Origin of the sequence: Amycolatopsis halotolerans (assembly GCF_042647905.1) — a bacterium.
GTDB lineage: Bacteria > Actinomycetota > Actinomycetes > Mycobacteriales > Pseudonocardiaceae > Amycolatopsis > Amycolatopsis halotolerans.
On sequence record NZ_JBHRWI010000020.1, the window covers coordinates 518508 to 540726 of the forward strand.

21 protein-coding genes and 1 pseudogene are annotated in these 22219 nt (G+C 68.6%); 14 read left to right on the top strand and 8 right to left on the bottom strand.

Translation table 11 applies throughout. From position 1 onward, the window contains the following. A complete protein-coding gene (locus ACFORO_RS17530; RefSeq protein WP_377871061.1) occupies positions 1–645 on the bottom strand; it encodes a dihydrofolate reductase family protein in 645 nt (214 codons plus the stop codon). 79 nt (positions 646–724) lie between these two features. Here ACFORO_RS17530 and ACFORO_RS17535 point away from each other — a divergent pair, with 79 nt between their 5' ends. Continuing rightward, on the top strand, positions 725–1222 hold the full coding sequence (locus tag ACFORO_RS17535) for a winged helix-turn-helix transcriptional regulator (RefSeq protein ID WP_354739915.1): 498 nt from the start codon (positions 725–727) through the stop codon (positions 1220–1222). Between the two features lie 14 nt (positions 1223–1236). Here ACFORO_RS17535 and ACFORO_RS17540 read toward each other — a convergent pair. Next, positions 1237–1488, bottom strand: a pseudogene (locus ACFORO_RS17540) (transposase); the annotation flags it as partial. A 167-nt stretch (positions 1489–1655) separates the two neighbouring features. On the opposite strand from ACFORO_RS17540, the gene ACFORO_RS17545 reads away from it, so the two are divergent. Together ACFORO_RS17545 and ACFORO_RS17550 are read left to right on the top strand one after the other, a co-directional pair. Further along, the gene (locus ACFORO_RS17545; protein ID WP_377871059.1) at positions 1656–2159 is read left to right on the top strand and encodes an RNA polymerase sigma factor; all 504 of its coding nucleotides are present in this window, start codon (positions 1656–1658) and stop codon (positions 2157–2159) included. Positions 2160–2241: 82 nt separating this feature from the next. Continuing rightward, on the top strand, positions 2242–3441 hold the full coding sequence (locus ACFORO_RS17550; RefSeq protein WP_377871057.1) for an FAD-dependent monooxygenase: 1200 nt from the start codon (positions 2242–2244) through the stop codon (positions 3439–3441). Between the two features lie 4 nt (positions 3442–3445). Here ACFORO_RS17550 and ACFORO_RS17555 read toward each other — a convergent pair whose 3' ends face one another. After that, positions 3446–3898: a MarR family winged helix-turn-helix transcriptional regulator gene (locus tag ACFORO_RS17555; protein ID WP_377871055.1), complete on the bottom strand. Its 453-nt coding sequence runs from the start codon at positions 3896–3898 to the stop codon at positions 3446–3448. A 103-nt stretch (positions 3899–4001) separates the two neighbouring features. On the opposite strand from ACFORO_RS17555, the gene ACFORO_RS17560 reads away from it, so the two are divergent. The 3 genes from ACFORO_RS17560 to ACFORO_RS17570 are packed head-to-tail and all read left to right on the top strand — an operon-like array spanning position 4002 to position 6182. Further along, a complete protein-coding gene (locus ACFORO_RS17560; protein ID WP_377871054.1) occupies positions 4002–4601 on the top strand; it encodes an alpha/beta hydrolase in 600 nt (199 codons plus the stop codon). Continuing rightward, complete coding sequence (locus ACFORO_RS17565) at positions 4598–5728, top strand: dipeptidase (protein WP_377871053.1); 1131 nt, start codon at positions 4598–4600, stop codon at positions 5726–5728. Before ACFORO_RS17560 ends, ACFORO_RS17565 begins: the two co-directional genes overlap by 4 nt. 37 nt (positions 5729–5765) lie before the next feature. Then, the gene (locus tag ACFORO_RS17570) at positions 5766–6182 is read left to right on the top strand and encodes a LapA family protein (protein WP_354739925.1); all 417 of its coding nucleotides are present in this window, start codon (positions 5766–5768) and stop codon (positions 6180–6182) included. On the opposite strand, the gene ACFORO_RS17575 is transcribed toward ACFORO_RS17570, so the two are convergent. Next, entirely contained in the window at positions 6179–6937 is a 759-nt protein-coding gene (locus ACFORO_RS17575) for a hypothetical protein (protein WP_377871050.1), read from the bottom strand. The genes ACFORO_RS17570 and ACFORO_RS17575 overlap by 4 nt on opposite strands. 91 nt (positions 6938–7028) lie before the next feature. On the opposite strand from ACFORO_RS17575, the gene ACFORO_RS17580 reads away from it, so the two are divergent. From ACFORO_RS17580 to ACFORO_RS17615, 8 genes are all read left to right on the top strand, one after another. Further along, positions 7029–7820 carry an Abi-alpha family protein gene (locus tag ACFORO_RS17580; RefSeq protein WP_354739929.1) on the top strand — a complete coding sequence of 264 codons (792 nt, stop codon included), beginning with the start codon at positions 7029–7031 and terminating at the stop codon, positions 7818–7820. Between the two features lie 5 nt (positions 7821–7825). After that, entirely contained in the window at positions 7826–9070 is a 1245-nt protein-coding gene (locus tag ACFORO_RS17585; RefSeq protein ID WP_377871049.1) for a DUF445 domain-containing protein, read from the top strand. 47 nt (positions 9071–9117) lie between these two features. Next, positions 9118–12141 (top strand): patatin-like protein, encoded by a 3024-nt coding sequence (locus ACFORO_RS17590; protein ID WP_377871047.1) that lies wholly within the window; start codon positions 9118–9120, stop codon positions 12139–12141. A gap of 242 nt (positions 12142–12383) precedes the next feature. Beyond that, entirely contained in the window at positions 12384–12878 is a 495-nt protein-coding gene (gene ectA, locus ACFORO_RS17595; RefSeq protein WP_344265107.1) for a diaminobutyrate acetyltransferase, read from the top strand. Positions 12879–12919: 41 nt separating this feature from the next. Next, on the top strand, positions 12920–14170 hold the full coding sequence (gene ectB, locus ACFORO_RS17600; RefSeq protein WP_377871046.1) for a diaminobutyrate--2-oxoglutarate transaminase: 1251 nt from the start codon (positions 12920–12922) through the stop codon (positions 14168–14170). Positions 14171–14201: 31 nt separating this feature from the next. Then, entirely contained in the window at positions 14202–14594 is a 393-nt protein-coding gene (locus ACFORO_RS17605) for an ectoine synthase (RefSeq protein ID WP_093572617.1), read from the top strand. A 66-nt stretch (positions 14595–14660) separates the two neighbouring features. Beyond that, positions 14661–15563: an ectoine hydroxylase gene (gene thpD, locus ACFORO_RS17610; protein WP_354739938.1), complete on the top strand. Its 903-nt coding sequence runs from the start codon at positions 14661–14663 to the stop codon at positions 15561–15563. Between the two features lie 467 nt (positions 15564–16030). Beyond that, positions 16031–18778 carry an AfsR/SARP family transcriptional regulator gene (locus ACFORO_RS17615; RefSeq protein ID WP_377871045.1) on the top strand — a complete coding sequence of 916 codons (2748 nt, stop codon included), beginning with the start codon at positions 16031–16033 and terminating at the stop codon, positions 18776–18778. Between the two features lie 627 nt (positions 18779–19405). Here the strand turns inward: ACFORO_RS17615 and ACFORO_RS17620 are convergent. The 4 genes from ACFORO_RS17620 to ACFORO_RS17635 all read right to left on the bottom strand — a co-directional run bounded on the left by ACFORO_RS17620 (position 19406) and on the right by ACFORO_RS17635 (position 22219). Then, positions 19406–20101 (bottom strand): hypothetical protein, encoded by a 696-nt coding sequence (locus tag ACFORO_RS17620; RefSeq protein ID WP_377871043.1) that lies wholly within the window; start codon positions 20099–20101, stop codon positions 19406–19408. A 242-nt stretch (positions 20102–20343) separates the two neighbouring features. Continuing rightward, positions 20344–21228, bottom strand: coding sequence for a hypothetical protein (locus ACFORO_RS17625; RefSeq protein WP_037809292.1), 885 nt, complete (start codon positions 21226–21228; stop codon positions 20344–20346). Beyond that, positions 21225–21701 carry a DUF6932 family protein gene (locus ACFORO_RS17630; RefSeq protein ID WP_344265085.1) on the bottom strand — a complete coding sequence of 159 codons (477 nt, stop codon included), beginning with the start codon at positions 21699–21701 and terminating at the stop codon, positions 21225–21227. Before ACFORO_RS17630 ends, ACFORO_RS17625 begins: the two co-directional genes overlap by 4 nt. 71 nt (positions 21702–21772) lie before the next feature. Next, complete coding sequence (locus ACFORO_RS17635; RefSeq protein ID WP_377871042.1) at positions 21773–22219, bottom strand: LapA family protein; 447 nt, start codon at positions 22217–22219, stop codon at positions 21773–21775.

Sequence of the window (22219 nt, forward strand, 5' to 3'; positions counted from 1 at the left end):
CTACTCGCGCCAGAACAGATGATGCACGACCCCGCTGGAGCTGGGAATCTTCTCCAGGTGGTAGCGGTCGGTCAGCTCGTCGGGGCTCTCCCAAAGCCGTTCCCCGGCACCGAGTTCGACCGGCGCGACGGCGATGTGCAGCGTGTCGATGAGACCGGCGTCGAGGAATTGGCGAACCGTATTGACGCCGCCGCCGATCCGCACGTCCTTGTCGCCAGCGGCCTTCTTCGCCTGCGCGAGCGCTTCTTCCGGAGTCGTGTCGAGGAAGTGGAAAGTGGTCTGGCCCAAGGTGATCGAGGGCCGTTCGTGGTGGGTGAGCACGAAGACCGGGGTGCGGAACGGCGGTTCGTCGCCCCACCAACCCTGCCAGTCGTGATTCTCCCACGGACCGCGGTGCGGGCCGAACTTGTTGCGTCCCATGATTTCCGCGCCGACGTGGCCGCTGCGGTGCATGTCGCGGGTGAAGTAGTCGTCGAGCCCGCGGGTGCCGCCCGGTTCGCCGCGCATGGGCCAGCTGGCGGTGGCCCCGGCCCAGGCGAAGAGCGGTCCCGGATCGGGATGGCCGAACGGCTGCTCGAGGGTTTGGTCCGGACCGGCGCCGTAGCCGTCGGCGGAAACGTTGAAACACTGGACGCGCACCAGCATCGGAACCCCCTGCTTGTCTTTTGCAAGCACTATGCCGGAGGTGATGGTAAAGTGCAAGTGGTCGGAGGAGGTGTGTGCGATGCCGGACGGTCCGCGCTCGGGGTGCCCGATCAACGCCGCGATCGAGGTGATCGGCGACCGGTGGAGCCTGCTGGTCCTGCGCGACATCATGTTCGGCGACCGGCGGCATTTCCGGCAATTGCAGTCGCGGTCCGAGGAAGGAATCGCGTCGAATATCCTCGCCGACCGATTGCGCACGCTGACCGAAACGGGATTGCTCACGCGCGACTCGGCCGGCCGCGGCCAGCGCGCGACTTACAGTTTGACGGAAGCGGCGATTCAGCTGGTTCCGGTTTTGGTGCAGCTCGGAAGCTGGGGGTTGCGGCATCGCCCGACGACGCCGGAATTGCGCGTGCGGGCGGAACTGCTGGAAGCGGGCGGGCCGCCGCTGTGGGAGGAATTCATGGCGGAACTCCGGGAGCGGCACTTGGGAATTCCCCGGCCTGACGGCGACGGGCCGACGGCGACGGAACGTCTGGCGGCGGCTTACGCGGAGGCCGTCGCTCAGCGGGGGTAGGGAGACCTGGGCGGTCAGTCCTTCAGGTCTTCTTCCAGGCGACGGGCTGCTTCGGTTTCGATGGGGCCGCGGGGTTCGATGTGTTCGTCGGCGAGGCGCGCGGCCATGAGCCGGATCATCGCGAACTGGATCATGGCCTCGGTGCGGGCGGTTTTGCGCTCGTCGTCCCGTGCCAAGTGTCTGCACCTCGTCAGCCAGTCGAAGGTTCGTTCCACCACCCACCTGCGGGGCGGCACCGGAAAGCCTGTCACATCGGCGTTGCGGGGCGGTCCGGTACCGACCCCATGCCCAGCGGCAGCCCGGGCGTGGCGCTCGTCCGGCCCTGGATACCTCGCGCGGAAGTTGATCACTCGATTCGGCATTCGCCCTGATAGAGCGGATCCTCCGGGATGCCCGGTTCGTCAGCCTTCCCGAGTGAGGAAGGGAGCCGGGATTGCGGGACCAGGACGAGGTGCGCCGGTTGTCGACGAAAGTGATCCGGATCGTCGCCGCGAATCCGGGACTTCGCGCGGACGCGGATGACGCTTGCCAAACAGCATGGCTGGAATTCCTGCGCCGCCCACCGAAACTGCAGGATTCGACCCGCCTGGCCGGTTGGCTGACGACGGTGGCGCGGAGGCACGCACTCCGCGCAACGGAAAAGCGTTCGCGGGTGACGTTCGCCGACAATGCGCGACTGGAGGCGCATAAGCCAGCGGATTCGCCGGAGAAGCACGCGTTGGCCGGTGAACTGACAGCCGCGTTGTGGCGGGCGGTCGAGCAGTTCCCGGAACGCCATCGGCGGATGATGCTTCTGCTGGCGCATTGTCCGGAGCTGCGGCACGACCAGCTGGCGGCGGAATTGGGGATCGCCAAGTCGAGCGTGGGCAAGATCCGGAAACGCTGTTTGACTGCGCTTCGCAAGCGGCTGGAGTCGGAGGGGTTCAGCTATCCGTGACCGCGAGCCGAAACCACTGGTCAGAGCGGCGAATCACGGTACGATCCGGACCGTCATCGGGACGGCGACCATGGGGGACGCGGTGAGCGGTACCAAAGTGTTGGTGGCGGGGGCGAGCATCGCGGGGCCCGCGCTGGCCCACTGGTTGCGTCGGCGGGGAGCCGAGGTGACCGTCGTGGAGCGGGCTCCCGAGTTGCGGCCCGGCGGGCAGGCGGTGGACGCGCGCGGGGTGGCCAAGGAGGTCATCGCGCGCATGGGCCTGGACGCGGCGGTGCGCGCGGCGTGCACCGACACCGCCGGCGCGCACACCGTCGACGCGGACGGGAAAGTGCTGGAGACCTTTCGCGCCGATGATGACGGCGGCGACGGGTTCATCGCGGACATCGAGATCCTGCGCGGAGACCTGTCCCAGGTGCTCTACGACGACACCCGAGACGGCGTCGAGTACCTCTTCGGCGACCGGATCGCCGAGATCGCCCAGGACGCCGGCGGGGTCGACGTGGTCTTCGCGGGCGGCGACCGGCGGCGGTTCGACCTGGTGGTCGGGGCCGACGGGCTGCACTCGTCGTTGCGGTCGATGGTTTTCGGGCCGCACGAGCGGTATCTCCGGCACCTCGGGCATGTGCTGGCCTTCTACAGCGTGCCCAACGAGTTCGGACTGGACCGCTGGCTGCTCGAATACCAGGAGTCCGGGCGCACCGCCCTCCTGCGCCCCATTCGGGACGCCACCCGCGCGATGGCGATGTTCTACTTCGCCGCGCCTGATTTCGACGTCGACTACCGAGACGTCGCGGCCCAGAAAGTGCTGCTGCGGGAACGGATGGCCGGCCTCGGCTGGCGGACCCCGGACATCCTCGCGCACCTCGACGACACCCCGGACTTCTACCTCGACCAGGTCGCCCAGGTGGTGATGGACCGCTGGTCGAACGGACGCGTGGGGCTGCTCGGGGACGCGGCGTTCAGCTCGTCGCCGATGTCCGGGCAGGGCACCGGGCTGGCCCTGGTCGGCGCCTACCTGCTGGCCGGAGACCTGGCCGAGGCCGGATGGGACGCCGACGCCGGGTTCTCCCGCTACGAGGCGCGCATGCGCTCGTTCGTCGAAGCCAACCAGGAGATCGGCCGGTTGAACGCGCGCAGCCGCGACGTCCCCGGGCCCGATGCCGAGCCGGGCCCCGATTTCGCCAGCGAAGAGTTCATGGAGCTGGTCGGGCGCGCGATCAACGGCGTCGAACTGCCGGACTACGCGGAGGTGGAGGACTCCGGACCCTCGGTCAAGCCGTAGGGGCTCAGCCGTTCACTGAACGAAGCGTCCGCATCGCCTCCGCCAACCCGGCGGCATCCGGGCCCAACGGGGTAAGCACGATCCGCCGCAAGATCTCCGCGCAAGCGGACCTCGCCTTGACCGCCACTTCAAGCCCGTGCTCCGTGAGGGCGGCGAACGTGACCCGGCGGTCCTCCGGGCTCGGGACCCGGCAGATCAGGTCCGCGGCGACCAGCCGGTCCGCCACCTTCGTGAAACCCCCGCTCGACAGGGCGGCTTCGGTGGCGAGGCGGGTCATCGGCATCCGGTGTTCCGGGGAGCGCACCAGGCGCAGCAGGATGTCGAACGACGCGGGGGCCAGGCCGAATCGCTCGGCGATCTCGCCCATCAGCGCGTTCTGCGTGGCCAGATAGCCCTCGATCACGAGGCCCCACCACGTCACGATCTCGTCGTCGTCCGTCTGCGGATCCGGGGTCACCCCGCGGAGTCTACCCGGAATACATCTTGCGTGCGAGAAGTTACCCGGACAAACGAAGGGAGCGCATACTCCCGGAAGCGAAGCCGCCGAACGAGGAGCGACGATGATCCACCAGTACACCGAGGGCGACCCGGATCTCCCGGTGCTTCTTCTCCTGCACGGAACCGGCGGCGGCCCGGACGATCTGCTCGGATTGGCGAACGAGCTGAGCCCGGGTTCGGGGACGCTCGCGCCGACCGGGCCGGTGTCGGAAAACGGTGCGGCGCGGTGGTTTCGGCGGTTGTCCGAGGGCGTATTCGATCATCAAGACGTCCTTGCGAGGGCAGATGAGCTGGCGGATTTTCTCGGCACGGCACGCGAAAAGTACGGGTTCAGCAGGGTAGTCGCGGTGGGGTTTTCGAACGGGGCCAACATCGCGGCCGCGGTAACGCTCACGCGGCCGGACGCGCTCAAGGAAGCCATTCTGTTCTCGTCGATGTCCCCGTTGCCGGAACCGCCGCGGCTCGATCTCACCGGCACTCGCGTGTTCCTTTCCAACGGCGAGCAGGACCCGATGGCTCCGCTGCCCGCCAACGACGAACTCGTGCGACAGCTTCGCGAACGGCACGCCGAAGCGGCGACGCACCGCTGGCCGGGAGGGCATCAAGTGACCGTCGAAGGAGTAAGCGCGGCCAGGGCTTGGCTCGCTAGGGTCGAGGCATGACCGAGCTGACTCGCGCGCAAGACCTGCTCGCCGCCACGATCCTCGCCGACGGACACAACGACCTGCCCTGGGCGCTCCGCGACAAGGCCGGTCCGAACCCGGTCGAAGCAGTAGCGGGCGTGGATCTCACGGTGTCGCAGCCGACGCTGCACACCGACTTCCCCAAGCTCGCCGAGGGCAAGCTGGGCCTGCAGTTCTGGTCGGTGTACGTCCCGTGCGAGTTCAAGGGCGACAGCGCGGTCACCGCGGTCCTGGAACAGATCGAGGTGGTTTACCAGCTCGCCGAGCGCTACCCCGAGCGGCTGCGGCTGGTGACGACGGCCGACGAGGCCGAGGCGGCGTTCGCGGACGGGCGGATCGCGTCACTGCTTGGCGCCGAGGGCGGGCACAGCATCGCGGAATCCCTCGGCGTGCTGCGGATTCTGCGCCGGCTCGGCGTCCGGTACATGACGCTCACGCACAACTTCAACACCACCTGGGCGGACTCCGGAACCGACAAGCCCGAGCACGACGGTCTCACCGAGTTCGGCCGCGAGGTCGTGCGCGAGATGAACCGGATCGGCATGCTCGTGGATCTTTCCCACGTCGCGCCGAGCACGATGCGCGCCGCGATCGAGGTGTCCAGCGCGCCGGTGATCTTCAGCCACTCGTCGTGCCGCGCGGTCAACGACCACCCGCGCAACATCCCCGACGACGTGCTCGCCCAGCTGCCCGGCAACGGCGGCGTCGCGATGATCACCTTCGTGCCCGCCTTCATCTCCGCCGCGGTCACCGAATGGGACAACCAGCTCCGGGAAGCGATGACGGCCGCCGGACAGGAGTTCCTCGACCTCGGCCAGCGCGGCCGGTTCGCGGAGACCTGGGACGCGCCGCCCAAGCCGAAGGCGACGATCGAGGACGTCGTCGCGCACATCGAGCACGCGCGCGAGGTGGCCGGGATCGACCACATCGGGCTCGGCGGCGACTACGACGGCGTCGGCGAGCTTCCGGTGGGCCTCGAGGACGTGTCGACGTACCCGGCGCTCATCGCCGCGCTGATGGAACGCGGCTGGAGCGACGAGGACTGCGCGAAACTCGCCGGCCGCAACACGCTGCGGGTGCTGCGCGAGGTCGACGCCAAGCTCTGAATTAGCGCATCACGGCGAGTGGGCGGACAATCACGGTATGTCCCACGCGCGAAACGACGACCCCACCGGGGCCGCGAAATCGGAAGTTCCCGAGGCGCCGGGCACCGAGGTGCCCGGCGCGCTCGATCACGCCGCCCCGGGCACCGCACCGGGAGCCGAACCCGGACCGCGCCCGCCCGCCGCGAAACCCGCGGGCCGCCGGGGCAAGGTCAAGTCCACCCGCATCAGCGGCACCTGGATCGCCGTGATCGTGGCGATCGTCGTGCTGGCCTTCCTGCTGGTGTTCATCCTGCAGAACCTGGACACGGCGACCGTCCACTTCCTCGGCGCGTCCGGCAGCATGCCGCTCGCGGTGGCGATGCTGTTCGCCGCCATCGCGGGTGCCGCGCTGGTCGCGCTGATCGGCGGGGCGCGCATTCTGCAGCTGAGGAAGCAGGCTCGTCGACGGCGTTAGGCGCATTCCTGTGCCCGTAGGCCCAGCAGGATCTCGCACACCGCGGGATCCCCGCTGAGCTGCACTCGCGCGCCCACTTCCGCCGCGGGCAAGGTCCCGCTGCACAGTCGCCAGAACGAGTCCGCGTCAGTCGCCAGAGACGCCAGCGGAGACCTTGACGTCGCCGCACCCCGGTCGATCGTCCAGCCCACCGCGGTAGCGCGCACAGTCCAACGCCCGGCCCCTTCCACCGAAACCGCCACCTGACGCCCGGCCCGCGCCGTAACTGCCCGCAACGTCTGCGGCAGCGAACGCAGGAACGTGTCCACCACCGGCGTCCGGAACTCCGGCTCGTCGAGCAGCGGAGCCTCGACAGCCTCCCGGATCTGCTGCTGATGCACCCACTGCTCCGCGTAATCGCGAGCGACCGTCAGCCACAACGGCGCCGCGGCCGGTTCGTCCAGGTCTCGGTGCTTCCACAGTTCGGTCAGCTGCGTCGTGCTGTCCACGAACATCGCGAACAACACCTCTGGCGACAGCTGCCGACAGGCGGAAACCCAAGAAGTCCCCTCGCCGAAGTGGCCGTCGCGGTCGCGAGAGAGCCGCGTGAGCTTCAGGCCGAGGATGTGTGCGGTGAGGTCGTGCACCGTCCATTCACCCAGCGCGGGCGACGCCCACTCCGGCGTCCGGAGGTCGGAGAGAACTCCGATCAGCGCCTGTTCTTCTCCGGCGAGCAGCGGCAGCACGTCGATCGGCGGTCCCCACGGCGCGGTCATGCGCGTCATCCAACACCCACCGGCCAGGCATCACAGGGCCATCCGGCCTACTCGCAGGTAGCATCAGCGCGAACAGTGAGGGGAGCAGCCCGTGGACTACCAGCGACCGAACGGCCGGGGCACCGCCGAGGACGTGGCCAACCTGGCCCGCCGGGCCGGCCAGCTCGCCGGATGGGCGGCGCGCACCGGCTTCGACCTGACTCGCAAACTCCCGGGGATCGACACCGCCGAACGCGGCCTCAAACAGGTCGAACGCGGGCTGCTGAGCGAGCTGCGCCGCCGTCTCGACGAGGTGGACGATCCCTATCACGCGGCGCTGACCGCGGCCTCCGCGATGAATCGGGCGGACATCGGCAGCCGCGCCGTCGAAACGACCGTCACGCTGGTGCCCGCCCGCGATCACGTCGAACCGCTGCGCGCGGCGATGGCCGAACTGCTCAACCACTCCATCGGCTTCGGCCGCGAGCGCGCCCGCGAGTACCTGTACGCGATCATTCTCCGCCAGCTCACCCCCGACGAGGCGCGCATCCTCTCCGCGCTGTCGGACGGCTCCCCGTTCCCCGCGATCGACGTCGCCGAGCGCAGCGCCATGGGCGGCACCGGCCGGATCGTGCTGCGCAACGCCTCGACGGTCGGCAAGGCGGCCGGGGTGTCGCTGCCGGACCAGGTGCCCGGCTACGTGACCCGGCTGATCGGCCTCGGGCTGGTCGAACTGGACGAGGAGGTGCCCTCGCTCGAGACGCAGTACGAGATCCTGCTGACCGACGAGTCGGTCCGCGAGGTGGAGAAGCAGGTGAAGCGGATCAAGATCATCCGTCACACCATCCACGTCTCGCGGCTCGGCGCGCAGTTCTGGCAGGCCTGCGACCCGAGCCTGGGCTGACCCCGATGGGCGAGTTCGTCTCGGGCATCCTCGACGACTTCGTCCGGCACTGGCCGCTCTATGTCTCCATCCCGATCGTCGCCGCGCTGATCGGGTACGGCACGAAGCTGGTCGCGATCCGGATGATGTTCCAGCCGGTCGAGTTCATCGGCGTCAAGCCGGTCTTCGGCTGGCAGGGCATCGTGCCCAAACGGGCCGCGCGGATGGCGAGCATCGCCTGCGACACGATGACCGAGCAGCTGATCAAACCGGCCGAGGTCGTCGCTCGGCTCGACGCCGACCGGATCGCGAAGGAAATCGAGAAACCGCTGCTCGCGGCGGTCGAGGACATCGTGCGCGAGGTGGCCGGGCACTATCAGCCCGGTCTCTGGGAATCGCTGCCGGTCGGCGTGCAGCGGCTGGTGATCCAGCGCGTGCAGGCCGAATCGCCGCACATGGTCAAGGCCGTGCTCGAACTCATCCAGTCCGATGTGGACAGTGTGTTCGACCTCAAGGGCATGGTGGTGACCAGCCTCGTCAAGGACAAACGGCTGCTGAACCGGATCTTCCAGGAAGCCGGCGCGGAGGAGTTCAAGTTCATCGCCCGCTCCGGCCTGGTGTTCGGCGGCCTGATCGGCGTGATCCAGATGGTCGCGTGGGTGCTGTTCAAATTCCCGCCGATCATGCCGCTGTTCGGTCTCTTCACCGGCTGGTTCACCGACTGGCTCGCGCTGCGGATGATTTTCTACCCGCTGGAGCCCAAGAAATACTTCGGCGTCACCTGGCAGGGCCTGTTCCTCAAGCGGCGCGCGGAGGTCGCCGAGGCCTACGGCGAGCTGATCGCGAAAGAAATCATCACGCCGCACAACGTCATCCAGGCGGTGCTGCAGGGCCCGCTTTCCGACCGCGTGCTCGCGCTCATCCAGCGGCAGCTCGACCGCGAGCTGGGCCGGGCGGCGAACGTCGCGAAACCGTTGCTGGTCTTCGCCATCGGCAGCCGCCGCTACCAGGACATGAAGCTGGCCATCTCGGAGCAGATCATGACCCGGCTGCCGGAGACGATGCGCTACATCGAGGATTACGCCACCGACGCGATGGACATCCGGAACGTCCTGGTCGGCAAGATGAAGGAATTGTCGCCCGAGGAGTTCGAGCAGCTGCTGCGCCCGGCTTTCCAGCAGGACGAATGGATTCTCATCGCGACCGGCGCGGTGCTCGGGTTCGCGGTCGGCGAGGCGCAGGTACTGGTGCTGGAGCATCTCGCCGTGTGACGCCTCCCCCTTGTGGAGGAGCGGCTTCGGCCGGGAGACTGACCCTCATGGGTGAGACGGCGGTGCCGTGGCCGCAGGAAATCCGGATCGCGATGGCCATGGTGGGGGGATCCAGCCTGGCAGTGTGGATGGGGGGAGTCGCTACCGAGACGTCGGCGTTGCTGCACGCTTCGCGCACGCCGGACGAGAGTAACGGTTACCGGAAACTTCTCGACCTTTTGCACGCTTCGGTGCGCCTCGACGTGCTCACCGGCACGAGCGCGGGCGGCATCAACGCCGCGTGCCTCGGCTTGGCGGAGGCGTACCGGTCGACGCCGGCGATTTTGCGCGACACCTGGTTCTCCGCCGGGTCGCTGGAAAACCTGATCCGCGACCCCGGCGAGTCGCAGCCGCGTTCGGTGCTGAACGGCGACAAGGTGCTGCTGAGCGGCCTGGTCCAGGCGATGCACGACATCACCGGGTCCGGCGTCGTGCCCACCGAACCGCCGGACGTGACCGTGCTGCTCACCGGGACCATGATCGACGGCGAGACCACGCAGTACGACGACGCGCTCGGAAACCGCGTGCGGGACACCGAACATCGCATGCTGTTCCGCTTCGACGGTCCATTGTGGAATAACCAGGTGCACGGCCCGCTCGCGCTCGCCGCGCGGTCGAGCGCGTCCTTCCCCGGCGCCTTCGAGCTGTCGCGCATGCCGATCGGCCCCGAGGCGGCGGACCGGCTGCATCCGGACATGACCGACTACACCGAGTTGGTGCGTTCGCACTGGCTCGCCGACGGCGGCGTGCTGGTGAACAAGCCGCTGCGACCGGCGCTGCGAGAGATTTTCGAACGCTCGTCCTCGACGGATGTGCGGCGGCTGCTGCTGTACGTCGTCCCGAAGATCGACGGGGAGGCCAAGCCGATCGCTTGTGATCCGGCCGAGCCGCCGATGCTCGGCACCGCGCTGGCGAAGGTCGCGTCGACGATCATGAGCCAGACCATCAGCGTCGAGCTGGAGGAATTGAGCCGGCACAACTCTTCCGTCACGCGCACTCGGGACACGCGGGTCGCGCTCGCCTCGCTCGGCCTGCGCGGCGGACAGCTGGTGGACGACCGCGTGCACCGCGCGTACCTCGACCGCAGGGTCGCCCTCGACGCGGCCGACCTGGTGCGAGCGGCCACCCGCCGTTACGAACTGTCCGATGAGGACAGTGGCTGGGCGGCCGGGAATTCGGCCCTGCTGCAAGACATTGCCGCCGACGGTCTGCGTCGCGGGATCCCGGACACGCTGCCCGGCGAGTCGGTCACGGTCGGCGAGATGGTCCGCTACCGCACCTCGACGCTGGAGGACGCGGTCGCCACCGGCATCCAGCTGATCAACGCGGGCTTCCGGATGGGTCCGGATCTCGAGCAGGCGACACAGCTCAACGAGGCGCGCGCGAAGATGCACGCCGCCCGCCGGAGCGCGGCTCGGGAAGCCCGGCTGTCCGCGTGGGTGGCGCGGCACGAACCGCCGCGGGCAGGCACGGCGATGCCGGACTGGATCGGCCAGCTCGCCATCGAGTGGGCGGATCTCGGGGCGTCGGACGCGGTACGCGAGGCGTGGCCGGAGCTGACCGGTGCGCTGCGGTCGGCGGCTCCGGTGCTGCAAGCGTTGTCGGGCAAGGAAAACCAGTGGTCGGCAGACGCCGCGGACACGGTGACGACGCTGCTCGACTGGTTCGGCCTGGACAACGCGGACGTCGCCGACGGGTTCGTGATGGCTCGGTTCCTGTTGCTGCACATGGCAACACGCGGGCTCCTGGCCGAAGCGCCGGCAGTGGACCAGCGCGTCGACCTGGTGCAGATGAGCGCGGACAGCCGCACCCTGCTGGATCTGGCGAGGCCGCGCGGCCGGGACAAGCTGACCGGCACGCAGGCGAGCAACTTCGGTGGGTTCTACAAGGCGTCCTGGCGCGCGAACGACTGGATGTGGGGCCGGATCGACGGCGCGGGCTGGCTGATGCAGTGCCTGCTCGACCCGAACCGCCTGCGGGTGCTGCGCGACATCGTGGGCCCGGAGGAATTCCGGGAGCAGGTGCGGACGACGTTCCGCGAGATCGGCTGGCAGCCGCCTTCGCCCGCGGACAACGGGATGCCCGCGGACCTGCCCGCGTTGCTCGCGCAGCTGGGCGACGAGCTGGCTTTCCTTGGCCTGGACGCGAATCTGTCGCCGGTCGACTTCGGGAAAGAGGTGCCGACCAGCCTTCCGGTGACGTCGATGGTGCTGGCGAAGTCGCGGCAGCTGGCCATCGCGCGGGAGGAACTGCCGGTGCTCGCGCATCAGGCCGAGGCGGACGCGAAGGAGGGCAACGGAAAAGCGTCGGAGAGTTTCCGGAAGCTGATGGTTTCCCGGCCGCTCGAACAGGAAACTCAGAATGCCGCCGCCCAGCCGGAAAACTCCGGTCAGCAGGACGCGGCTCAGCGCGCTTTCCAGGCCTGCCAGGTCTCCGCCGAACGCTTCGAAGACGAACTCGGCAGTACTCTGCTCGCCAAAACCATTGTCAAAGCCGGAGCCGCCGGTCTCAACGCCGCTTCCACCGCCACGCGGGTCCCGAAAACCCTCCAGCCGCTGGCGAAATTCGCGCAGCTCAGCAGTCGTAGTTCGTGGTGGGTCACCCAAGGCGCGACCCGGCTGGGCCGACCCTGGAACCTGCTCGCCGCCGCCGTCACCGCGATCGCCGGATTCGTGCTCGGCGGCGAAGGCGGATCCGTCCTGCAGTGGCTCGGCCTGCCGGTCGCCGGCGGTGCGCTCGTGTTCCTTGTGGTGAGTCTGCTGACGTTGAGGCGCACGTGGCGAATGGTGCTCACCGTGCTGGGCGTGCTGGTGATAGCCGCGTTGCTGTTCGCGGCCTTCCTGCCGCCGATCGCGCAGCCGTTGTTCGGCTGGCTCGGCGCCGTTGTGGACGGATGGCGCCGCGGGCAGGCTCCGCTGTGGTGGCTCGCCGTCGTCGCCCTGCTCCTGCTGCCCGCGGTGTGGACGCCGCTGTCCGGGCTCGGGCGGCGCGGCCGCGAGAAGCGGCGGTCGCGTGCGGACAGTCCACGCTGAGCCCCAGGTAGAAGACGATTTCCGGCGCTGGAGTTGCGGTAGCGCCGACGAGGGCCCATGGTCTGGTGTCACAGGTCGCATACCGATGGTGTGCGGCCCAGGCGGACGCGTGCCCAGAACTCGGCGCCGCTAAACATGTTTGTGGTCCTCCTCACCGGGGTATCCACGTCATCCCTGGTGAGGGCGGTGGACGTGGCATGGATCGCTGGCGGCGCGAAAATTCTCTGTTACGTTTCCAAAGTATGTCCGGAAAGCACTTGATCGAAATCCCGACCAAGGCCGATGGTGCCGCTCTCTGGCGAATCGCACGCGATTCGCAGAAGCTTGATCTCAACTCGCCGTATGCGTACCTGTTGTGGTGCAAGGATTTCGCGGAGACCTCGGTCGTGGCCCGCGTCGACGGCGAGCCAGTCGGATTCGTGATCGCTTACCGAAGGCCGTCCGCACCGGACGTCGCGCTCGTGTGGCAGGTCGCCGTCGACGCGTCGCAACGCGGAAAAGGCCTGGCCGGGCAGTTGCTGGACAGCCTGTACACGCGTCTGGTCGGCGAGGGCGTGCGGTACCTGGAAACCACGATCACTCCGGACAACCAAGCCTCCATCCGGCTGTTCGAGTCGTTCGCGAAGCGCTGGAACGCGGATCTGGAACACCGCCGGTTGTTCGAAGTCGCTGATTTTCCGCAGGGGGAGGCGCACGAACCCGAGGATCTTTACCGCATCGGGCCGTTGCGTCGCTAATAACCCGTCAATTTCGCCGAGTAGGAGCGAAAGAAATCGTTATGAGCATCTTCGAAGAGCTCGAGTCAGAAGTCCGCAGTTACAGCAGGGGGTGGCCGGTCGTCTTCGACCGGGCGCAGGGCAGCAGGCTCTACAGCGAGGACGGCAAGGCCTACCTCGACTTCTTCGCCGGCGCCGGCGCGCTGAACTACGGGCACAACAACCCGCATCTCAAGAAGGCGCTCGTCGACTACATCCAGCGCGACGGCGTCACGCACGCGCTGGACATGTACACCGTCGCGAAGCGGGACTTCCTGGAGACCTTCAAGGAGAAGATCCTCGCGCCGCGCGAGCTGGACTACAAGATCGTCTTCCCCGGCCCCGGCGGCGCGAACGCAGTGGAGGCCGCGCTGAAGCTGGCGCGCAAGGTGACCGGCAAGGAATCGGTCATCAACTTCACCAACGCGTTCCACGGCATGACGCTCGGCGCGCTGTCGGTCACCGGCAACTCGATGAAGCGCGGCGCCGCGGGCATCCCGCTGGTGCACGCCACGCCGATGCCCTACGACAAGTACTTCGACGGCGCGATGCCGGACTTCATGTACTTCGAGAAGCTGCTCGAAGACTCCGGCAGCGGCCTGAACGAGCCCGCCGCGGTGATCGTGGAGGGCGTGCAGGGCGAGGGCGGCATCAACGCCGCGCGGCTGGAATGGCTCAAGGGCCTCGACGACCTGTGCAAGCGGCACAACATCCTGCTCATCCTCGACGACGTGCAGATGGGCTGCGGCCGCACCGGTCCGTTCTTCAGCTTCGAGGACGCCGGCATCTCGCCGGACATCGTCTGCCTGTCGAAGTCGATCGGCGGCTACGGCCTCCCGATGGCGCTCACGCTGATCAAGCCCGAGCTGGACGTCTGGGAGCCGGGCGAGCACAACGGCACCTTCCGCGGCATCAGCCCGGCGTTCGTCACCGCGACCGAGGCGCTGCGCGTCTACTGGAGCGACGACGAGCTGGAGAAGTCCACCAAGGCCAAGGGCGAGCGGATCGCGAGCACCTTCAAGGACCTGGTGGAGCGCTACCCGGAGGCGAATCTCGTGGCGAAGGGCCGCGGTCTGGCGCGCGGCCTCGAGTTCGAGAACGGCGACCTCGCGGGCGCGGTCTGCAAGGAGGCCTTCGAGCGGGGCCTGCTGATGGAGACCTCCGGCCCGGACGGCGAAGTGATGAAACTGCTGCCGCCGCTTACCCTCACCGACGACGAACTGAGCGAAGGCCTCGCGATCATCGAGGAATCCATCGCCGCCGTTCTGAAGTAACCGCCCCGAAGAACAAGAAGGAGCCCTTCACTTGCTGGTCCGCACGCTCGACGAGATCACCGACACCGACGCCGACATCAAGACCGAGAACTGGCGAAGCAAGCGCATCATCCTCGCGAAGGAGGGCGTCGGCTTCTCGGTGCACGAGACCACGCTGTACGCGGGCACGGTGAACGACTTCTGGTACGCCAACCACATCGAGGCCGTTTTCATCACTTCCGGTGAAGGCGAGATCGAAGACCTCGCCACCGGCGAGGTGCACCAGCTCAAGCCGGGCACGCTGTACCTGCTGAACGACCACGACAAGCACCAGGTCCGGCCGAAGACCGAGATCAAGTGCGTGTGCGTGTTCAACCCGCCGGTCACCGGCCGCGAGGTGCACGACGAGAACGGTGTCTACCCGCTCGTCACCGAAGACTCCTGACACTGAGTCGCTCCCACCACCACCCCGAGAAAGAAGAAACGCCAGAAGAACTGGAGGCGAGCCACTGTGACGATCATGGACACCCGGGTCGACGACGGTTACCCGACCCGGATCACCGGTACGCCGGAGCACCTTCCGCGCGTGCACCCCACTGTGTGGGGTACCGAGGCTGACGGCCCGATCGACGCCGCGACCCTGGCGAATCACGACGCCAAGGGCTACACGGTCGTGGACGGGCTGCTCTCGCCCGGTGAGGTCCAGACGTACTGGCAGGAGGTCGTCCGGCTGTCCTCGGACGAGTCGCTGCGCGACGACGAGCGCGTCATCACCGAGTCCCGTACCGGTGAGGTCCGCTCGATCTTCGACGTGCACGAGATCTCCGGCCTGATCGCCGAGCTGATCCGAGATCCGCGGGTGCTCGACCGGGCCCGGCAGATCCTCGGCTCGGATGTCTACATCCACCAGAGCCGGATCAACTACATGCCGGGCTTCAAGGGCACCGGCTTCTACTGGCATTCCGATTTCGAGACCTGGCACGCGGAGGACGGCATGCCGTCGCCGCGTGCGGTGAGCTGCTCGATCGCGCTCACCGACAACTACCCCTACAACGGCGGGCTCATGGTCATGCCGGGCTCCCAGCGCACGTTCGTGCAGTGCGTCGGCGAGACCCCGGACGCCAACTACAAGAGCTCGCTCAAGGACCAGCGGGTGGGGGTGCCGTCGCCGGACGACATCACGAAGCTCGCCGCCGACTACAGCATCGACCAGTTCACCGGGTCGGCCGGTTCGGCGCTGTGGTTCGACTCGAACATCATGCACGGGTCGTCGAACAACATCACGCCGTATCCGCGCTCGAACATCTTCCTGGTGTTCAACAGCGTGGAGAACGCGTTGCAGGAGCCGTTCGCCGCCGGCGAGCGGCGGCCGTCGTTCATCGCGGGCCGCAACCCCGCGCCGATCGCGCGGTGACCAGCGTTACCTTCGCCAACCGGCGGGTCGCTCGTAACGAAGAATGTGCGCCCTGTTACGTTGTCGCCACCTCGCAGCTCGTCTGCGGAGGCATGGTTGTCCGCGGCGGTCCGGGTTCTTGCTCGGGGTGAGCCCCCCGAACCGCGGGCGGACGGCCGCGATGCACGGGTGGACCGCGCCCCCTGGCGGCCCGGCCGACGATTATTGAGTCCGGCCCCCGCACCATCAGATCGGGACTGATGGTGCGGGGGCCGGACTCGTCTGTTCAGGGGGCGACTGTGCCGATCGTTGCCAATCCGACCACAGCCACGGCCTAACAGCTTCGTAGCAACGGTTACGTGCCGGGGTGCGGGACGGCCTGCCTTCGGTCGGAGTAGCAAATTCACGAAAGAGCGGTTTCTGTGAGCTGCCGCTGACGGTAAGTTGGCCTGTCTGGCTGGGGGAGAGCCTGGGAGGTGCGCGCGAGCATGGCCGATGCCGGCGCGCGGGTCGAACTGCTCGGCCCGGTGCGGCTGCTCGACGGCAGCCAAGCGGTTCCCGTCGGCGGCCCCGGGGTGCGGGGGCTGCTGGCGCTGCTCGCGCTGCGCGTGGGCAAGGTGGTGCCGCTCGAGGAGATCATCGACGCGCTGTGGGGCCACGATCCGCCCGCCACCGCCCGCACCATCGTGCACGGCAACGTGTCGCAGCTGCGCCGTCTGCTGCGGGAGATGGCCGAACCGGTCGCGGTGATCAACACCCGCCCGCCCGGCTACCAGCTTTCCCTCGCCCCGGAGCGGATCGACGCGCACCGCGCGCGGGCGCTGCTCGACCAGGCCGCGCTGGAACCGCCGGAGAGCGCCTCGAAGCTGCTCGCCGAAGCGCTCTCGCTGTGGCAGGGCCCGACGCTGTCCGGCGTGCCCGATTCGGTGCGAGCGCCCGAATTGGACGAGTTGCGGCACGCGATCCGCTACGCCCGGGTCAACGCGGATCTCGACCTCGGCCGCTACGACGAGCTGATCGTGGAGCTGAGCCCGCTGGTTCGCGCCGACCCGCTCGCCGAACGCATCGCCGGGCAGCTGATGCGCGCGCTCTACCACGCCGGGCGGCGAGGGGAAGCGCTCGAGCTGTACCGCACCGTCTCGCGGGCCACGCTCGGCTCGCTCGGCGTCGAACCCGGAGCTGATCTGCGTTCGCTGCACGAGCGGGTGCTCAACGACGATCTCGCCGCGCACGAGAGCGCGGTGCCGGAGCAGGCCGTCGCGCCGTCTCAGCTGCCGCCTGCGCTGCCGACGCTGGCCGGGCGCGAGGCGGAGGTGGAGTGGCTCGACGGGCTCGCTGAACGCGGCGACAGCACCGTGATCGTGTCCGGCACCGCCGGGGTCGGCAAGAGCGCGCTGGTCATCTGGTGGGCGCATCGCGCGGCCCGGCTGTTCCCGGACGGCGTGCTGTACGCGGCGTTGCAAGGCTTTGACCCGCACCAGCCGCCGCTGGAACCGGGCGATCTGCTGTCGCAGTTCCTGCTCGGCCTCGGCGTGCCCGCCGACGAGGTGCCGGAGCGAGTGCACGAGCGCGTCGCGCTGTACCGCTCGCTGATCGCCGGGCGGCGGATGCTCGTGCTGCTCGACGACGCGCGTTCGGCCGAACAGGTGCGTCCGCTGCTGCCGCCGGGCGCGCGATCGATGACGGTGGTGACCAGCCGGTCGCGGCTGGAAGCGCTGGCCGTGTCCCACGCGGCGAAGCTGCGCGTGCTCGGCACGCTCGCGCCGGAAGCCGCGGTGAGCGTGATCGAGGAATTGGCCGGGCCCGCCGACTTCGACCTCAACCACGCGCTGGCCCGGCTGTGCGGCTACCTGCCGCTCGCGCTGCGGATCGCCGGGGCCCGGCTCGCCGCTAGTCCACAATGGACACTCAAGGACCTCGTCGGCGAGCTGGGCAACGAACGCACCCGGCTGGCGGGCCTGGACGTCACCGGAGCCGACGACGGCGTGCGGGCCGCGTTCGACGTCTCGTTCCGCGGCCTGCCGGACAGCCTCGCCCGGACGCTGCTGCGGCTCGGCGCGGTGCCCGCCCGGCACACCGGACCGCACCTGACGGCGGCCATCGCGGAGATCCCGGTCGCGCAGGCCCGCCGCGAACTCCGCACGCTCGCCGCGCACAACCTGATCGCCGAAACCTCGCGCGACGCCTTCGCCCCGCACGACCTGGTCCGGCTCTATCTGCGCGAACTCGCGGAAACCGAACTGGACCCGGCGGAACGCGCGGCGGTGCTCGACCGGGCGATCCGCTACCACCAGGCCGCCTCGGACACCGCGCGCCGGAAGATGCTGCGGATCGTCGACCCGCTTGACCTGACCGGCCTCGTGCCGCCGGACGCGCTGCCGCCGCTGGAAACCTTCGCCCAGGCGCAGGACTGGTTCGCCGCGGAATGGCCGAACCTGCTGGCCGTCCTGGACGCCGCACACGCCGACGGCCGCTACGCCGACGTCTGGCGCCTCGCCCGGGTCGCGCACACCTACCGGGTCGTCTGCCCGCTGTACGAGGAATGGATCCGGCTGGTCGACCTCGGACTGGCTGCCGCTGAGGCCGCCGACGAACCGCTCGGCCAGTGCTGGATGTTGATCTCCCGCTGCGCCATCGCGCTCACCTTCGAGCTGGCCCACGGCAGCATCGCGGACGCCGAACGCGCGGTCGGTCTGGCGGCGGTGCTCGACGGGCGTTCGCTCATCGTCGCCAAGATCCACCTCGGCAGCGTGCTGACCCTGCTCGGCCGCTACGGCGAGGCGATCGAACGGCTGCTGGAGGCGGTCGCGGAGACCGAGCGCACCGGCGACCTCGAACTGCGCGGCCAGGCGCTCAACAACTGCGCCGAGACGGAGAAGCGCGCCGGTCGTCCCGCCGAGGCGATCACCCACCAACTGGCCTCGTTGAAGATTGATCGCGAACTCGGCGATGACAGCTACGCCGTGGTGTCCCTGAACAACCTCGCTGAGCTGCACCTGGACATCGGCGATCTGGACGCGGCCGAAGGCTACGCGCGGGAGGCCGTGTCGCTGGCTGCCGCGCGGCAGTTCGAGCTGCAGGAGGGCATCCTGCGCGTGACTTTGGCCCGGATCCTGCGCGCCCAGGAGCGGCTGGACCCGGCGAAGGAGCAGTACTGGCGGGCGGTGGCGCTGTACGAGCGGATGAACCCTCGGCAGGTCGAGGACTTGCGGAAGGAAGCGGCCGACCTGGGGTGAGCGGCGATGCCTGGGTGCCGCGTCTTCCCAGGTACGTGAGGGGAACCCTGCGGGAGTCAATGCCAGGAACTTAAGGCTGCGATGCGGACGCGATTCCGGCGTGTTTCCGCGGCTCAGCTGGCTTGATCCGGTTGAGCGCACGTCGCGGTGGGCCCCGGACCTGGGAGCGGAAGCCGGGTTGTGGTCCGTGAAGGACTCCTTGAAGGAATCTGATTCCCTCAAGGAGTCCTTCACGGACTTCAAGACCCGGCCGCATGGTGACAAATCGGGCATTCCGGCACTATCGGCGTCCTTTGTGGACGATCAGCGGTCCGACGTCGCGCGGCTTACGTTCCTGGCATGGGGAGTGAGCGGGCAGTCGGCGAGCCCGGCTCTTGTACAACGTTCAGCTGTGTTTTCGCAGGTCTGCATGGTAATAATCGCGTCCGCTTAGCGGATTCTTAGCCATCGGGCGGTCAGCGCGCGTAGGGTCGGCCGCGACGCTGGCGGAGCCCTAGGGGAGGGGCAGGCTGTGAAGCCGGCGACGGGACCGCGGCAAGCACCGCGCGGACCTGGAAGAGCCGCCAGGAGCGGCTCGGTGGCGGTTGGCCGGCCGAGATGGGGGTAGGCCGGCCGGCCGCCAGGCTCTTATTCGACGTTCGACGTGCAGAGCGCGATCGAGCTGCCGCTGCTCTCGGCGACCTTCTTGCCGTCGACGAGGATCTGGCAGCTGATCTGGTTGGTCACGCCCGCGTTGGCGGTGTCCGCGGTCAGCGAAAGGATCGGCGCGCCGCCGCTGTAGGAGGCGTGGCCGTGCCAGTCGTCGGTGCTCGGCGGGGTGGACGCGGTGCGCTGGTCGTTCAGCGTGCCGTAGCGAACGGTCGCGCCGCCCGCCGAGGTCACCACGAAGTCGACCGAATGCTTCTCGCCCGGCTGCGGCGGGATGTGCAGGTCGCCCGCCCGCGCGGTGCCGAACATCGACGGGTACAGCGCCATCGCGCCGCACAACAGGACGGCGAGTGCGGAAAGCGCGGTTCCGGTGAGTGCGACACCCAATCCGCGCATTGTGCCCTGGGAGGAAAGTACGATTCCCGCAATTCCGCCGACGAGCCCGACGCCGGCGAGCGGCCAGGCGAGGAAACCCCAATCCGGCAGGAACGCGACACCGGCCGCGGCGAGGCCGAGCGTGACTCCGAGGCCGCCGGGCCAGTTCGCCTTCCTTCGGGGCGGCGCCTGCTGGGGCGTCCGGGCCGGCGCGTGCGGTGCTGGACGGTGCGGACCAGGGCGAGTAGTGGTCCGGCTGTGTCGTGCGGGTGCGGCCGGATACGGCTGCTCGGTCGTCATGCGTGCCTCTTCCGCTGTGTTGGCGAAGACGCTAACGCAGATGCCCGCGAAGTTGGAATAATCGTTATCGAGAGATAATGTCATTCATTTACCGCGTTCGGCCAATCGGGGTCATTTCCCGCCGGATTGCGCGAAGTGGCGCCATTTACTGGCCGAAAAGGACGAGCCGATGATTCCGAAGAGCGACCGCGCGCTTACCCGGCGGCCCTGACCTGGCGACGCGGGCGTGCCCGCGCGCCATTTCACTGATCGAAAAGGTTGACTTCCGGAGTGATCTCGAGAAGTTCGTGCACCGGCCTGCCGCGCCGCCCGTCGATGGTCGTGGTGCGCACCACGCGCAACCGCGCGGTCACCGGGCGATCGAGATTTTCCTTGATCTGGTCGAGCAGATCCGGGGCGACCGCGCCCTGAATGGTTCCGCCGGATTCCCGCTCCAGATAGAAAATCCGCCGCCGGGTGCGCACGCCGTCGAGGCGTCCGGTCACCGTCTCGTAGCCGACCGCCTCGCGCGATTCGCGCAGGCTGCCCTGCAGCACCCGAGCCTGTTCGGTGGTCATGCTCCGGGTCACCTGCTCGCCCGCGGTGGGCGTGAGCGCCATGCCGATGCCCGCGTGCTTGCTGACCGCGTTGACGACGTCGCTGACCGCGTTGCGCACCGTGTCGCGCTGCAGCAGCACCGCGTCGAGCGCGCCGTCGTCGGAACCGTTGGCGGGCAGGAAATCGCAGAGTTCCTTCACCGCGCGCTCGGAAAGCGTTTCGATGCCGTCGTGGATCAGCGCGTCGTCGACCGCCGGTTCCGGGAAACCGAAGAAGATCGCGTTGCCCGCCTGTCCTTTTTGGATCAACGGGGCCTTGTCGCGGTCCGCCTGCTGAACGAAGGTGACCTCATTCGACGGATTTCGGATGATGTGGCCGATCTTCGCCGTCGCGTCCTGCAGCGCGCGGCTGATGTCGGAAAAGGTGTAGGCGTCTATGTGCGTTTCGCCGATCACCGACACGTGCAGCAGCGGTGCGCGGCAGGTGCGCTCGAACTTCGCGTTCGCCGCCATCGCCGAGGCGCGCGCGAGGTCGTCGAGCCACGTGCCGCCGGGAATCTCGTCGGCGATCCGCCGGAACTCGTTCCTCACCACACCATCTCCGGGACGCCCCTGCCGCCTTCTGCCCACACCGATTCCCACACGTCCTCGTCGCCGGGACGGCACAGGAAGCCGTCGAGCATGCCGCCGACGGGCTGGATCTGGTCGAGGTACATCGCGGGCTGGCCGACGATGATGCCGCGCAGGGTCAGCAGGCCGTACAGCGCGGTGCGGCCGCTGTCGTCAAGCCGCTTCAACGCGCCCCATTCGTCGGGCAGCAGCACCACGTCGAGCCCGCGCGGCGGATGCGCCGTGCGGGTGACGAACGCGCCGCCGAGCCAGGCCCGCCCGGACGTGATCACCCGCTGGGCGACCCCGAGGTAGCTGTTGAGCGCGCTGAAGAGGATCTCGCGCTCGTTCTGGTGCGGCGCGTCGTAGACCAGCCGCTCGTAGACGTCGGCGAGGTCGGCGTGGTGGCGGCCGGGCGGCAGCAGGTTCTGTGGCGTCCAGTGCGGAAGCGCCATCGGACCTCCTGACGTCGTCCGGGGCCCTCGGCGCCCGCTTACCGTGCGTAGCCGAATCTACCAGGTGGGTGTCAGCCACTGCGTCCAGGTCGGCGGGGCGCGGGTTCGTCGTGCGGCCAGTGCGGACTCCGCTGGTCGTCCTCGGGCCAGCTCAGTTCGCCGGACAGCCTCGGCTCGGGATCGGGCAGCGGATGCCCGGCCGGGTCGTGGGTCGCGTGCTGCCCGTTGTACGGCTCGTCCGGGTCGACGTCCGGATAGTCGTTGTAGACGCGCTCAGGCTGGTCGTCGTAGTGCGGGTACGCCGGTTCCTCGTAGTCCTCGTACGGGTTCGCCGGCGGGATGTGCCGGGTCTCCTCGGCCGGCGTCTCGGCCGGCGCGACGGCGGGCCGGTACGGCTCTGCCTCAGCGTCGGCGTCGGCCTTCGGCCGGGACGCGCGCGTGAACAGCCACATGACCGCCGCCCCGAGCAGGAACGAGACGAGCAGCCACAGCCAGATCTGCCCGAAGAGCCAGAGCAT

Coding starts and splice junctions, on each gene's coding strand:
- ACFORO_RS17530 (WP_377871061.1), bottom strand. CDS start 645: ATGCTGGTGCGCGTCCAGTGTTTCAACGTTTCCGCCGACGGCTACGGC.
- ACFORO_RS17535 (WP_354739915.1), top strand. CDS start 725: ATGCCGGACGGTCCGCGCTCGGGGTGCCCGATCAACGCCGCGATCGAG.
- ACFORO_RS17560 (WP_377871054.1), top strand. CDS start 4,002: ATGATCCACCAGTACACCGAGGGCGACCCGGATCTCCCGGTGCTTCTT.
- ACFORO_RS17565 (WP_377871053.1), top strand. CDS start 4,598: ATGACCGAGCTGACTCGCGCGCAAGACCTGCTCGCCGCCACGATCCTC.
- ACFORO_RS17570 (WP_354739925.1), top strand. CDS start 5,766: ATGTCCCACGCGCGAAACGACGACCCCACCGGGGCCGCGAAATCGGAA.
- ACFORO_RS17575 (WP_377871050.1), bottom strand. CDS start 6,937: ATGACCGCGCCGTGGGGACCGCCGATCGACGTGCTGCCGCTGCTCGCC.
- ACFORO_RS17585 (WP_377871049.1), top strand. CDS start 7,826: ATGGGCGAGTTCGTCTCGGGCATCCTCGACGACTTCGTCCGGCACTGG.
- ACFORO_RS17590 (WP_377871047.1), top strand. CDS start 9,118: ATGGGTGAGACGGCGGTGCCGTGGCCGCAGGAAATCCGGATCGCGATG.
- ectA (WP_344265107.1), top strand. CDS start 12,384: ATGTCCGGAAAGCACTTGATCGAAATCCCGACCAAGGCCGATGGTGCC.
- ectB (WP_377871046.1), top strand. CDS start 12,920: ATGAGCATCTTCGAAGAGCTCGAGTCAGAAGTCCGCAGTTACAGCAGG.
- ACFORO_RS17615 (WP_377871045.1), top strand. CDS start 16,031: ATGGCCGATGCCGGCGCGCGGGTCGAACTGCTCGGCCCGGTGCGGCTG.
- ACFORO_RS17620 (WP_377871043.1), bottom strand. CDS start 20,101: ATGACGACCGAGCAGCCGTATCCGGCCGCACCCGCACGACACAGCCGG.
- ACFORO_RS17630 (WP_344265085.1), bottom strand. CDS start 21,701: ATGGCGCTTCCGCACTGGACGCCACAGAACCTGCTGCCGCCCGGCCGC.
- ACFORO_RS17635 (WP_377871042.1), bottom strand. CDS start 22,219: ATGCTCTGGCTCTTCGGGCAGATCTGGCTGTGGCTGCTCGTCTCGTTC.